Source organism: Chitinophaga sp. NPDC101104 (assembly GCF_050277495.1).
Lineage (GTDB): Bacteria > Bacteroidota > Bacteroidia > Chitinophagales > Chitinophagaceae > Chitinophaga.
The window spans coordinates 260,845-274,852 of sequence record NZ_JBNNSF010000003.1; the positions used below are offsets into that span (position 1 = coordinate 260,845).

Annotated in this window: 8 protein-coding genes; 5 read left to right on the top strand and 3 right to left on the bottom strand. The window is 56.8% G+C overall.

Translation table 11 applies throughout. The annotated features are described in order from the left end of the window. Positions 1-11: 11 nt before the first annotated feature. The 3 genes from ACQKLP_RS22900 to ACQKLP_RS22910 form a co-directional block, all read right to left on the bottom strand. The gene (locus ACQKLP_RS22900; RefSeq protein WP_427325299.1) at positions 12-1,670 is read right to left on the bottom strand and encodes a RagB/SusD family nutrient uptake outer membrane protein; all 1,659 of its coding nucleotides are present in this window, start codon (positions 1,668-1,670) and stop codon (positions 12-14) included. Between the two features lie 9 nt (positions 1,671-1,679). Beyond that, the gene (locus tag ACQKLP_RS22905) at positions 1,680-4,952 is read right to left on the bottom strand and encodes a TonB-dependent receptor (RefSeq protein WP_427325300.1); all 3,273 of its coding nucleotides are present in this window, start codon (positions 4,950-4,952) and stop codon (positions 1,680-1,682) included. Positions 4,953-5,206: 254 nt separating this feature from the next. Continuing rightward, entirely contained in the window at positions 5,207-6,211 is a 1,005-nt protein-coding gene (locus tag ACQKLP_RS22910) for a FecR family protein (protein WP_427325302.1), read from the bottom strand. Between the two features lie 97 nt (positions 6,212-6,308). On the opposite strand from ACQKLP_RS22910, the gene ACQKLP_RS22915 reads away from it, so the two are divergent. The 5 genes from ACQKLP_RS22915 (at position 6,309) to ACQKLP_RS22935 (ending at position 13,987) form a co-directional block, all read left to right on the top strand. After that, on the top strand, positions 6,309-6,890 hold the full coding sequence (locus ACQKLP_RS22915; RefSeq protein WP_427325303.1) for an RNA polymerase sigma-70 factor: 582 nt from the start codon (positions 6,309-6,311) through the stop codon (positions 6,888-6,890). A 24-nt stretch (positions 6,891-6,914) separates the two neighbouring features. Then, entirely contained in the window at positions 6,915-7,346 is a 432-nt protein-coding gene (locus tag ACQKLP_RS22920; RefSeq protein ID WP_427325304.1) for an acetyltransferase, read from the top strand. Positions 7,347-7,599: 253 nt separating this feature from the next. Next, entirely contained in the window at positions 7,600-8,913 is a 1,314-nt protein-coding gene (locus tag ACQKLP_RS22925; RefSeq protein ID WP_427325305.1) for an IPT/TIG domain-containing protein, read from the top strand. A 33-nt stretch (positions 8,914-8,946) separates the two neighbouring features. Beyond that, a complete protein-coding gene (locus ACQKLP_RS22930; RefSeq protein WP_427325306.1) occupies positions 8,947-12,033 on the top strand; it encodes a SusC/RagA family TonB-linked outer membrane protein in 3,087 nt (1,028 codons plus the stop codon). 31 nt (positions 12,034-12,064) lie between these two features. Then, positions 12,065-13,987 carry a RagB/SusD family nutrient uptake outer membrane protein gene (locus ACQKLP_RS22935; protein ID WP_427325307.1) on the top strand — a complete coding sequence of 641 codons (1,923 nt, stop codon included), beginning with the start codon at positions 12,065-12,067 and terminating at the stop codon, positions 13,985-13,987. Positions 13,988-14,008 lie beyond the last annotated feature (21 nt).

Genomic DNA, 14,008 nt, shown 5'->3' on the forward strand with positions numbered 1-14,008 from the left:
TTTGAAAGGTTTTACCATCCGGTGTTTTGCTTGAATTCCGAATTGCGGCCAGCCACCTTGTCGATCTCGTTTTGCGGGACCGGCAGCCAGTAGTCGCGGTTCTGGTTGTTGTTGAAAATGCGCTTTTCCACTACGGGATATTCATACGTCACGTTCCCCTGGCCGATCACTTTCACGCCATGCACCTCGCGGTTGTCGACGATATGGGCGATGTTCCAGCGGCGGACGTCCCAGAAGCGGTGATCTTCCAGCGCCAGTTCGACCCTTCTTTCATTGCGGATCTTTTCACGGATCTTGTCCCGGTCGGTGCCGTTATAGGCGGGCATGTCCACACGATTACGCACTGCGTTAATGGCTGCGTTGACGTCTCCCACGGGGCCGTTCGCTTCGTTCAGCGCCTCTGCATAGTTGAGGTAGAGTTCGGCGAGGCGGATCAGTACCCACTTGCGGTCGGTAGCGCCGGTGAGGTTAAAGAGGTTCACGTTTTCGAGGAGGTATTTGCGGGGCCAGTAGTTGGAGATGACCTGGCCGGGCCGCGGAGCGTCTGCGCCATTGGGATCGAGCGCACGGCCTTTCCACATGGCGCCGGGGTACAGGATGGTTTCTTCGAAGCGTTTATCACGGCCTTTGTACGGCTCCAGCGGGTTGTACCCGGATGCGGGGTCGGTGATGGGAAGACCGGTGGCTTTCATTTCATAAGCGTCCACCAATTCCTGCAGGGGGTTGATGTTGCCGTAACCGCCGGCACCGCGCGGGTTCATTTCCTGGTCGAGCCCGCCATCGCGGTAAGCCCCCGGCGCCGGACGGCTCCAGATCACTTCGCGGCTGAAATATTGTGTGAACGCGTCGCTGTATTTTGCGTTGAGGACGTACCCGTTGTTCAGCGCGGTGTCCAGCGCAGCGCGGCAGGCCGTTACGGCCGCGGCCCAGCGCGGACCGGCGTTGGTGGGGTTGTAGAGCGGACTGGCGTAATACAGCAGCAGCCTGCCTTTCAGTGCCAGGGCGATGGTTTTGCTGGCGCGGCCCCAGTTGTTGGGGCGCTGGTCGTAACCTGCGGGCAGCAGCGCCGCGGAAGCATCGAGGTCGCTGGCGATCTGGGCTACGACTTCGTCGATGGAATTCCGTTTGTAGTAAATATCCTCCGGGTTATCGAACGGGTTTTGCACGGCCGTGAGCAGGGGCACTTTTCCCCAGCGGATCATCAGCTGGAAGTAGTAATAACCACGCAGCAGGAGCACTTCGCCGCGGAGGCGGGTTTTGCGTTCGGGATAATTCGGATCGTTGGGGATGATGTCGTAGTTGGACAGGAAGAGGTTGCAGGAACGGATCTTCCCGAAGAATTCCGCCCACTGGCCCTGCATGGGGAATGCGGAAGGGCTCATGGACGAATTATTGAAACTGCCGGCGTCCGGGTAGGAGGCCGATGCGTCGATAGACTGGTTGGTTTCGTCGGTTGCGCTGCCGAGGATCCAGGCGCCGCCGGGTTTGAACATATTCGGAAGGCTCTGATAGATCACGTTCACGAACTTTTCAGCATTCTCGATATTCTTGAACACTTCCCTTTCGGTGATTTTATCGCTGGGCTTCCTGTCCAGGAAATTCTTGTTGCATGCGCAGCAAAGGGGCAGCAACAGCCAGATGAATCGCTTCGTAATGCTTGTTATTTTCATGATGCTGGTTTAGAGGTTGATGGTGATGCCTGCGTTGTAGACGCGCATGAGCGGATAAGGTTGCCAGCCCCAGCGGTCGCCGGTATTGGATTCCGGATCGATGCCCAGCTCGCGGACGTTGTCCCAGCTGATGAGGTTCATGCCGTTCACGAAAATGCGCGCGTTTTTGATCTTGACGCGGTTCATCCAATGTTTCGGCAGGCGGTAGCCGATCTCCACGTTTTTCAGTTTTACGTAATCGGTTTTGCGGACCCAGTAGCTGGAGTTGATGAAGTTGTTGCCCATATTGCTTTCGCTGTAGTGCAATGCGGGGAACGTGGCGTTGGCGGCGTTTTCGGGCGTCCAGCGGCCTTCGTGGATGGGGCGGTAGCTTTCGCGGTAGTTCCATACCAGCTGTGCGGAATAGATCTGCCGGCCTCCGAGGGCGCCCTGGAAGAGGGCGCTGACGTCGAGCCCCTTGTAATCGATGCCGAAAGTGGCGCCGAAATAGCTGGTGGGCACGTTGAGCATGGGCATCATCACCCGGTCGGCTTCATTGATCACCCCGTCTTCCACAACGTCTTTGTACTTGATGTCTCCGGGAATGAGCGGCGCAAAGTTCTGCTGCGCGTGTTTGGAAATTTCGTCCCTCGACTGGAACAATCCTTCCGCCAGATATCCGAGCCCGTACCCGATGGGCAGGCCCACCACGCTCTGGTGCGCATATTCCAGCTTGGGCTCGTCCATTTCCAGGATTTTGTTCTTCACGAACTGGTAGTTGATCTTGGTGAAGATGCCCACGCGGCCCAGGTCCATGTTCACATGCAGGTCGCCCTCGATGCCGCGGTTCACGATGCGGCCGCGGTTGCGGTTGATCTCTGCCGTGATGCCGAGGTAGGAAGGGATGGTACCGGCGTAGGTAAGGATGTCTTTGCGCAGCTCGCGGAAGATGTCTACGTTGAACTTGATCCTGTCTTTCAAAAACCCGGTTTCGAAACCGAGGTTGGTTTTCGACGCCTTTTCCCAGGTGATGGCGGTGTTGCCGATCCGGCTTTCGTAGTAACCGCCGTTGCCGGTGGCTACGCTGCCGAAGGTGAACCCATCGGTGCGGGAGAAGTCGGACATATACAGCCAGCGCCCGCCGCCGATCTGGTCGTTACCCACATACCCGTGCGAGAAGCGGGCTTTCAGGAAGCTGAGCGCGCCGTCTTTCGGCATGAAATCTTCGTTGCTGATCATCCACGCGGCGGAAAATGCGGGGAAGAAGCCGTAGCGCTTGCCCACCGGGAAGTTTTCCGACCCGTTGTACCCTGCGTTGAATTCGAGGTAATATTTTTTATCGTAGTTGTACGTCACGCGGCCCACATATCCTTCATACACGCGGGGCAGGTCGCCGGCCTGTGTGCGGAGGTTGCGGTTGAAGAGGAAAAGCCCGCCCAGCGAATGTTTCCCGAAATCCCGGTCATACATCAGCTTCAGGTCGTAATAGTAATAACGCTGCCCGCTGGTGGCGCCGGAACGTTGCAGGCTGGTAGCGGTGCGGTGCTGGAAATATTCGCCGTTGAACGTGCCGGGCTTCGATTTGTACCGGTAGGAATCGAACTCCTGGTCGAACGCGGTATTGATGTCGCCAAAATTCTCGAACGTGAACAATCCTTTCACTTTCAGGCCGGGCGTGATGAAATCCAGCTTGCGGGTGAGCGCTACCGAACCGCTCGTGCTATGCCAGTATGCATCGAGGTAGCCGTTTTGCGTGAGCACGCCGTAAAGGTTATAGAAATCTTCCCGCATGTTCCCGGAAGCGATGCTGCCATCGGGGTTTTTCACGGGCGTGAGGTGATTGGTCATTTGCGACAGCAATACCCAGAACATTTCACCGCCGGTGCGGTCGAGCGAAGGACTGGTACGGTTTTCCAGGCGGGACGCCAGGTCTACCTGCAGGTCGGTGTTTTTGTCGAGCGTGATGTCGATGTTGGAGCGGAAGTTGAAGCGGTCGTATTTGTACTTGATACCGTAGATGTTCTCATTGCCATGTTTGTAGAGGGGCTCCTGGCGCAGGTACGATCCGGAAACGAAGTAGCGGACATATTTGGACCCGCCGTTGATGTTCACATTCACGGTTTTCTGCGGGGAATAGTCGCGCACCATTTCGGTGTACCAGTCGGTATTGGGATAATCGTAGGGTTTGAGGCCGGTGCGGAAATATTCCAGTTCCTGTTCGCTCCAGCGGGGTGCCATACCATCGTTTTTGGCCGCTTCGTTCTGGAGGAGGCCGGAGCGGTAGGAGTCGAGGAAGCGGGGGAAGGTAACGGGCTGCTGCAGGGCGGTTTGCGCGTTGATCTGGATATTGGGAGGCCCTTCCTGCCCGCGGCGCGTTGTTACCAGCACGATGCCGTTGGCGCCCTGGATACCGTAGAGCGCAGTGGCGGAGGCGTCTTTCAGGATGGAAACGGACTCGATCTCGTTGGCGTCGAGCTGGCCGAGGTCGGCGTTCCCGCGGGGAAGACCGTCGATCACGATGAGCGGGTTCGTGGAGCCTGTGGTATTAATACCGCGGATGAACAGCTGCGAATAGTCGGAGCCCGGCCGTCCGCTGCGCTGCACCGTGATAAGGCCGGGGAGGCGGCCGGCGAGGGCGTTGGTCAGGTTGGCTACCGGGCTTTGCTTCAGCTCTTTGGTCTGGATGCTGCTGATCGCACCGGTAACGCTCTGGCGCACCTGTTTCTGGCCGTAACCCAGTACCACGACTTCATTCAGGCCGGAGCTGGAAGATTTCAGCACGATGTTGGGGAGCTGCGCGCGCCCGTTCACAGGCACTTCCTGCGGTTCGTACCCGATGTAAGAGACGAGCAGCACGCCGTTGGGAGGCACGCTGAGGCTGAAATTGCCCTGCTCGTCGGTGGCCGTTCCGGTACTGGTGCCCTTGAGCTGGATGCTCACCCCGATCAGTTCGGTCTGTTCGGCGGAAAGTACCTTTCCCTTCACGGTGATCTTTTCATCCTGCCGGGGAGAAATGACTACCAGTCCGTCGTCGAGGATGCGGTATGTGAGGGCCCGGCCTTGCAGGATGCGGTCGAGCACGGACGGCAGGGTGGCATTGTCGAACTTGACGTCCACCTTATCCGCTGCGGGGAAGGTCTTGATATTGTACAGGAAGCGATAGGAACTTTTCGTTTCGATCCACTCCAGCAGCTTTTTCAGCTCTATCTGCCGGCTTTCGATGGAAAACCGGTTCTGCGAATATCCCACGGCTGCCTGCAGTTGCAGAACGGTCACAGTCATGAGGATCAGGCATAGCTTCATAAACAATAATGTTTTTCGCAAGAAATGCTTGGGTAATGCTGGTTTTGAACGCAGCGTTTTTTTCATAAATTTGGATTGAGTGTTGAACAATTTGAAACAAAAACCTTCCCGCACGGAAAACTTGTTTCATTCCATGTTTAGCTTAAAGGGTAGTGTGCCAGCACTATCCTTTTTTAATTCGATGGCGGCCGGAGAGCGCCTAGTCTGATGTAATGCAAGGTGTGGATCGTTCCATAGCTGTTTTTGTTGGTTGACTATTGCTTGATGATGACAGTATCCCCTCTCATGTCGTACGTGAAATTTGCGATCAGCTGCAGGGCATTGAGCGCGTCTTTGATCCCTTCCTTGCGGAATTCCCCCGAAAACCGGTTGTCGTTCAGCGCAGGATCGGCGATGATGATGCGTTTATCGTACCACCGTTCCATGATTTTGGCCAGTTCGGTGAACGACTGGTCGCGGAACTGGAGGCGCCCTTTGCGCCAGAGCGTTTCTGTGGCGATCGTATCTTTTGTTTTGGTATTGTTTTGTACTTGTGCGTAGAAGTTCCCCCAGTCTTCCCCGCCGGCGCCCGGCGTATTTTTCCGGGTGAGGAGGAGTTTCTGGCCTGGGGCCAGGAGCTGCCGGCGCGCCGGTGCGCCCAGCAGCGAAACGGCCACCTTGCCTTCGATGAGCGCGGTTTCCAGCGCGGCGTCCTCGTTGTAGGCTTTGAGGTTGAAGGAGGTGCCCAGTACCTGGACAGACAGGTCTTGCGTCTGTACCACGAACGGTTGTTGCTGGTCGGGCGCCACTTCGAAATATCCTTCGCCTTTCAGGCGCACGGTGCGGCCGTTGCGGGCCATGTTGCCGGGGTATTCCAGGCTGCTGCTGGCGTTGAGCCACACCCGGCTGCCGTCGGGCAGCTCCACGAAGGTGCTTTCGCCGGCGGGGGCGGAAGCCAGGAGCATGGCGGGCTTGCGTAAGACGGTCCAGGTAGCGGCGGCACCGGTGAGGAGGATGGCCGCGGCGGCTGCGGCTTTCCACCAGCGGGCGCGGATGCGGCGAACGGGCGTGGCGGGGGCTTCGGGCATTTCGCCTTCGGCTTTCAGCCGGGCCGAAATACTGTCGTACACTGCGGCGAGCCTGGGCGCCGGGTCGGGGGCGGCATCCCGGAAGGGGGATTCGTACCGCTCGAGCCAGGATTCCAGGGCTTCTTTTTCCTCCGGGGAACAGTTGTCCCGGAGGTATTTATCCAGCAGTTGCAACAGATGTTGGTCGTTCATTACGTGGGCTTGTGTGAGGATAAGACACGGTATCGGGGCCCGACCCTACCCCCTTCCTGCCAAAATCCTGAATTTTCTCCTATTTTTACCGCCGATCATGGGATATACCGCACTGTCTGATAGGGAACTGGTGACGTTGCTGGCCGGAAACGATGCGCGCGCGTTCGAGACGCTGTACCAGCGGCATGCCGGGGCGATGTATGCCTATGCCTTCCGGAAACTGCCCGTTCCGGCGATCGTGGAAGACCTGCTGCAGGAGGTTTTTACGAATTTTTACCGCCGGCGGACGGAGCTGGCCCATATCGAGAACGTTCCTTCCTATTTATACAACGCCCTCCGCAACCGGATCTTCAACGAGCTGCGGAACTCCCTCCTCCACGAACAGCATCACCAGCAAATGCCTTCCGGGCAAACGGCCGACCTGCATATCAATTACGACCTGCGCGAGCTGGAAAAAGCCTTCGCGGCGGCGCTCGACAAGCTGACGGAGCGCAGCCGGGAGATTTTCCTCCTTTCCCGCCGCGACCATCTCAGTTATAAAGAGATCGCCGAGAAACTGGGGATTTCCGTAAAAGCCGTGGAAAAACACATGACCCGATCGCTGGGCTTAATGCGGGAAGAACTGAAGGGATTCGGCGCAGTCGGTATCGTGGTGATCGCTTCCGGCACGCTGCTCTGACGTGGAAATACCTAATTTGCGGACATGAACATCCGAAAAGCGACCGCCGCCGATTACCCCGGCATCATGCACGTATGGGAATCTTCCGTGCTGGCCACCCATCATTTCCTCCAAAAATCCGATTTCGATTTGTTCAAAAAGATCATCCCGGAACAATTCCTGCCTGCGCTCGACCTGTACGTGACCGGCCACGATGGGCGGCAGACCGGCGTGCTGGGCGTTTCGGGCGAAAACCTGGAAATGCTGTTCATCGATGCGGCATCGCGGGGGCAGGGGATCGGGCGGCAGCTCGTCCGTTTCGCATTGTCGGAACTGGGCGTGACGAAGGTGGACGTAAACGAGCAAAACCTCCAGGCCGTGGGCTTCTACCGGAAAATGGGATTTGTGGAAACAGGGCGGTCGGAAACGGACGGCATGGGGAAACCTTATCCCTTGCTGCATTTCACCTTTCCGTGACAATAGCGCGATAAGAAAGCTCCCGGCGCTAAAATCGTTATAATTACTGCTAATATCCTTAAACCCCCGCTTAAACGATATGCTATTTTTGTAGCAGGACGTAGATGCGTACGCCCGTCTTTTGTGATCGACCAAAATGAAAGTGAAGACTCCGATGGCCCTGCGGAAGGGCCAAAATTCCAAGGCATACATTCTAACCACGTTTTTACGGTAGCGCCCTGATGCCGCTATTTTATTGTCTAAACATAAGCACATGCGATTTACGAGTAACATCAAATCGCCCGGGTTCCTTATCCCCCTAACGGTCCTGTTTTTAACGGCCGCCTGTTCGAAAGACAACGATGGCGGAAAGGAAGCAGACCCCTATGACCCGGGCAAACCTATCACCATCTCCCATTTTTCCCCGGACTCGGGCGGAAAGGCCACGCAACTCGTCATCACCGGCGATAATTTCGGGAACGACACCGCCCATGTCCGGCTGAGCGTAGGCGGAAAGAAAGCGGTAGTGGTGGGCGTGAAGAATAACAAAATCTATGCGCTGGTGCCACGGAAACTCAGCGGCGACGTAGATCTAAAATTGAAGGTGCATGACCGCGAAGTGAGTGCCCAAAAACGATTCAGGTACATCATTACACAATCCGTAAGCACCATCTCCGGAAAAGTTGGGCCGGATGGGAAAGGCGTTACGGCAGACGGTCCCCTCGCCGAGGCGCAATTCAGCTTCCCGCAGTATATCACCGCAGACGATGAGGGCAACCTCATGGTATTGCAATACGATGGCACCGATTTCCGCGGACTGCGGCAGGTTTCCATTTCACAAAACAAAGTAACGCGCATCCCCGCCGGATCTCCGTATGGTGTTACCATCCGCAAATCCGACAACCAGGTGATCGCCATCCAGCGGGATAACCAGTACCCCGTTATCCTGACCGGGCTGGCGCCGCTCAACAGCTGGCAACCGAAAGCGTTTTACGCCACCACGCCAGGGTCACCCGTATTCGGCGCGGGAGATTATCCGCTCGCGGGCGCTTACGATAATACTTCGGGAAAGCTCTATATCTACAACTGGCTGGCCGGACGGCTGAATTATGTGAATCCCGTAACGAAAGAAGAAAAGGTGGTCACGCAATTCAACTTCAACGGGTTCGGCCGCGTTGCGGTAGACAATAACGGCGTGATTTACGCCTCCAGCCGCGCGCGCCATTGCATTTTCAAAGTGGACCCCGCAACCGGTAACACCACTATTTTTGCCGGGACCGACGGCGGCGCGGGCTTCCTCAACGGGCCCGGTGCCAACGCGAAATTCAATGCGCCGGAAGACATGGTTTTCGATAGCCAGAATAATATGTATGTAGCCGACTCCCGGAACAACTGCATCCGGAAAGTAACGCCCACAGGCCTTGTCACCACTTACGCCGGAATGCCGGAAGAAGCCGCCGGATACGAAGATGGTCTTCCCCTGAAATCCAAGTTCAATTTTCCCAATGGCGTGGCGGTCGATAAAAACGATGTGCTGTACGTAACCGACATGAGGAATCACCGCATCCGCGCAGTAACGGTGGAGTAAGCAACACAATTCAACCTATTTAACAAGGAACGTATGTTTAAGAAAATACTGTTCGTTTTTTGCTGTATGCTCGCATGCAGCGCGGGGCTCTACGCCCAGGAGAAATTCACCGTGGAGGGGCAGGTGCTCGACAGTGCCAGTAATGAGCCTTTTCCCGGCGCCACCGTTGTGGTAAAAAATATGCCCAGTCTCGGAACGGTGACAGACGGGAAAGGCCAGTTCAAGCTGTCTGTAGCCAAATACGATGTCATCCTCGTGACGGCGATGGGGTTTGCGGAAAAGGAATACCGGGTCACCGGCGGAGGGAGGGTCCTCATCAAACTGTCGCAGAAATTATCGGATGTGGATGAAGTGGTAGTGGTAGGATATGCGACCCAGAAAAAAGCGACGATGGTGGGTGCGATAACTACCGTTCCTGTGTCTGCGCTCCGCACGCCCACCGCATCGCTCGTTAACGGGCTGGCGGGCAATGCGGCGGGCGTGATCGCCATGCAGCGCACCGGCGAGCCGGGGCGCAATGCTTCGCAGTTCTGGATCCGCGGTATCGGGACTTTCGGTGCCAACCAGAGCGCGCTGGTGCTGGTAGATGGTATCGAACGGGGAAGCATAAACGAAATCGACCCGGACGATATCGAGTCTTTTTCCATCCTCAAAGACGCTTCCGCCACGGCGGTTTACGGGGTGAGAGGCGCCAACGGCGTTGTGCTCATCAATACCAGGCGCGGAAAGGCCGGGAAGCCTTCCATCAATTTCCGCGTAGAGCGTGGCACCCTTCAATCTTCGCGGCTGCAAGACTATGTGGGCGCCTACGACTATGCCCGCCTGGCCAATGAAGCCCGCGAAGTACGCGGCATGAACCCCGTGTACAACAGGGAAGAAATGGAGATCATCAAATACGGCCTCGATCCGGATATCTATCCCGACGTAGACTGGCGCGCCCTCACCATCAAAGACCACACCAGCAACCTCATGGCCCGCGCCAGCATCGGCGGCGGCGGCAATACGGCGCGGTATTACCTGTCGGGCTCGTATTATAACGAAGAAGGCCTCTATAAATTCGATAACCTCAACAACTACAACAGCAACGTCAATTACAAGAAATATACTTTCCGCTCGAACGTAGACGTAGACGTTACGCCCACCATGCTGATCAATATCGGCGTAGGCGGCAACATCGCACAGCAGAACCGGCCCGGCATCGCATCCGATTTTATCTGGGGATCGATGGGCACGCTCACGCCGCTCACCGTTCCGCTGCAATATTCTTCGGGGCAAATGGCGTCGTACGGAATGAACAACCAGGCCAACCCTTATGTGCTGTTAACGAAAACCGGTTTCATCACAGACTGGCAGAATACGATCGAAAGCAGCCTGAAGCTCACGCAGGAGCTGCCTTTCATTACGCCGGGCCTGAAAGTGCACATCCTCTATTCGTTCGACTCCTACAACGTGCATAACATCAACCGCGTAAAATTCCCTGAATTGTACCTGGCCCAGCGCCAGCGCGATCCGGAAACCGGCGCGCTCATGCTGCAGAAGAAAACCGAATCTACCCCGATGAGCTTCTCCAAACTGGCCTACGGCACCCGTTCCCAGTACCTGGAAGCGGCGTTGAACTATTACCGGGTTTTCAATAAAGACCATTCGGTATCGGGCCTGTTGCTGTTCAACCGGCGGGATAAGGTAGACAACCAGGCGGTTACCGACGTCACCTCGATCCCTTACCGCGCGATGGGCACCAGCGGCCGTGTGACGTACGGTTACAAATCGCGGTACCTCATGGAAGCGAACTTCGGGTATAACGGCTCCGAGAATTTCGAGATCGGCAACCAGTACGGCTTCTTCCCGTCGATCGCCGCGGGATGGGCGCTGTCTGAAGAGCCCTTCATCAAAAAACTCCTCCCGGACCTGCGCCAGCTGAAGCTGCGCGCATCTTACGGACTGGTGGGCAACGATCAGATCGGCGGCGGAAAACGCTTCCCTTACATGACGTTCGTGAATACCGGCGCGCCGGGATACGCCTTCGGCGATTATGGCAACAACGGCTTTCCGGGCATCCGCGAAGGCGAGCTGGGGGCCGACAACCTGGGCTGGGAAGTAGACCACAAGCTGAACTTCGGTGTGGATCTCAACTGGGCAGACCGGGTTACCGTGCAGGCAGACCTGTTCCGCAGCAAGCGTACCGGCATCTTCATGCTGCGCACCACCCTGCCCGACGTAGTGGGCAACACCACCGCGCCCTGGGGCAACGTGGGCGCCATGAAGAACGCGGGTTTCGATATGAGCGCCAGCTATACCCATCAGTTCAACAAAACCATCGTTACCCTGCGCGGCAACTTCACCTACACCCACAACGAAATCCTGGAATACGACGAGCCGAAGCCCCGGTTCCCCTACCAGGGCCTCAAAGGCTTCCCCTACGGCCAACTGAAAGGATACAAGGCATTGGGCCTCTTTAAGGATTCCGCCGATATCATGAGCAGCCCCGTGCAGACTTTCGGTGAAGTGCGCCCCGGCGATATCAAGTACCGGGACGTAAACGGCGACGGTCTCATCAACGACGATGACAAAGTCCCCATCGGCACTTCCACCGTTCCGCAGGTCGTATACGGCTTTGGCGCGGAAGTGCGGTATGGCGATTTCGACCTGGCTTTCCGGTTCCAGGGCGCTTCCAAATCCGATTTCTTCTACTCGGGATATGGGATGTTCCCGTTCCTGGGCGGTGAAACCGGCAATGTGCTCGATATCGTCAACGATCCCGCCAACCGCTGGACGCCCGACTGGTATTCCGGCGGCGGCAAGGGAAGCCCGAGCACCGAGAACCCCGACGCAAGATTCCCCCGCATGACGTACGGCAACAGCACCAACAACAGCCAGGCGTCCACTTTCTGGCTGGCCAACGCCAAATACATCCGCCTGAAGGAAATGCAGATCGGGTATACCGTTCCCCCGTCCTGGCTGCGACGGCTGAAAGTGAAAACCCTCCGCGTGTACGCCACCGGGTTCAACCTGCTCGTCTGGGACAACGTCAAGCTCTGGGACCCCGAGCTGGCCAGCGGCGGCGGGCTTGCTTATCCCATCCAGAAAACCGTCTCTTTCGGGATAGACCTGCGATTCTGATAACCGATTGTTGAAGCTGAATTTTTAGTTTATGAAGCCATTTTTCCGCCTCCTTGTCGTATCCGCAGCCATGCTGGCGGTATCGCAAATGACGGCCTGCAAAAAATTCCTGGACGTTCGCCCGTACCTGAACGATCTGATGAACATGGACACCGTGTTCGCCAAATCCTCTTACGCCACGTCTTACCTCTACGACATTTACAATTATATCCCCGACGAATCCGATTTTTTCCGCTCGGGCGGAACGCCCTGGGTACCCGCGTCTGACGAGGCCGTGCAGGTCTGGAGGCGAGCGGATTTGCCGGCAGCCTACATCGCAGCCGGCGAATACGACGCTACCACGGGGTATTACAACTTCTGGACGAACCTGTACCGTGGCATCCGCTCGGCCAATGTATTCATTCACCGGGTAGATGAGGTGAAGGATATGTCGCAAGGGGAGAAGCAGGACAAGAAAGCGCAGGCGAGGTTTCTGCGCGCATATTTCTATTTCTGCCTCATCCAGCAATACGGCCCGGTGATCATTGCGCCGGAAAAGCCGCTGGAATTCAGCCAGCCGATAGAAGAGCTGATGCTGGCCCGTTCCACGTACGACTCCTGCGTGAATTATGTAGCGAAAGAGCTCACGGAAGTGGCGGAACTGCTGCCTTTGAGCACATCGCCGACTACCATCGGGCAACCGACGAAAGGAGCGGCTTTGGCGGTGAAATCGCGCTTGTTGCTGTATGCCGCCAGCCCGTTGTTCAACGGGAACACGGAGTACGGCGGATTTCGCACGGCCAAAGGGGTGCCGTTTATCAGCCAGCAATTTGACGACGGCAAATGGGCGCAGGCCGCCGCGGCCGCCAAAGCCGTGATCGATCTCAACCAGTATGAACTGTATACCACGCCCAAAGTGCCCGAAACGGCGAAGCTGCCCGCGAATGTACCTTCGGGCAACTATCCGGATGGCGCGGGAGATATCGACCCCTTCCTGTCTTACCGCGATATGTTTGCCGGAGGAGACGTGCTGGCCAGCAAGAACCGCGAAGCCATCTTCGTCCGCTCCGTCAATTCCCTCAACAACACCATCCAGTTTTGCATGCCGCGGCAGACCGACAGCTGGAATGGCGGCGGCGCCACGCAGAAGCTCGTAGACGCTTACTACATGCGCGATGGCCATACGAAAGACAACGCCAGCGCAGACTATCCTTACAGCGAAAGCGGATACACCGCTACGGCAGACGAGTTCACCCGGTCGGGCGTGTTTAAAATGTATGCCAACCGCGAGCCCCGCTTCTACGCATCCATCGGCTTCACCGGCTTTTTCTGGAAAGGGACGAGCGCGGCGAAAGACTGGCGCAAAAACTTCGTTGTGGAATATTACCGCGACGGGAACGAAGGCAAGGCCGGCGGCGATTATCCGTTGACGGGCTATTCGATCCAGAAATATATCCACCCGGAAGATAGCTACACCTGGGAAGGATCTTCGCGGTCGCGGAAAGTTTTCATGCTGTTCCGCATGGGGGAAGTGTACCTCAATTACGTGGAGGCCCTCAATGAGCTGAGCGCCGCGCATACCGTGAATGGTAAGGAATATAAGCGCGACCTGGCAGAGATCGCGAAGTATTTTAACCGTATCCGTTTCAGGGCGGGACTGCCGGGACTCAGCCCCGAAGAGCTGGGGTCCGCCGCATCGCTGCGCACGGCCATCCGCCGCGAAAGGCAGATCGAGCTGGCGTTTGAAGGCCGCCGGTATTTCGATACCCGCCGCTGGAAAATTGCCCCGCTGGAAGATGCGAAGCCCGTTACCGGTATGAACACCGAGATCACGAAAGCCAACAAAGACCAGTTCTTTGTGCGCACCGTCGCGAAGGAAGCCGTGCGGAAGTTTTCCATCAAGCAATACCTCTGGCCTATTCCAAAAACCGATATCAACAAGAACCAGTCGCTCGTCCAGAACCCGGGATGGTGACGCATTAATCCAATTTGAAAT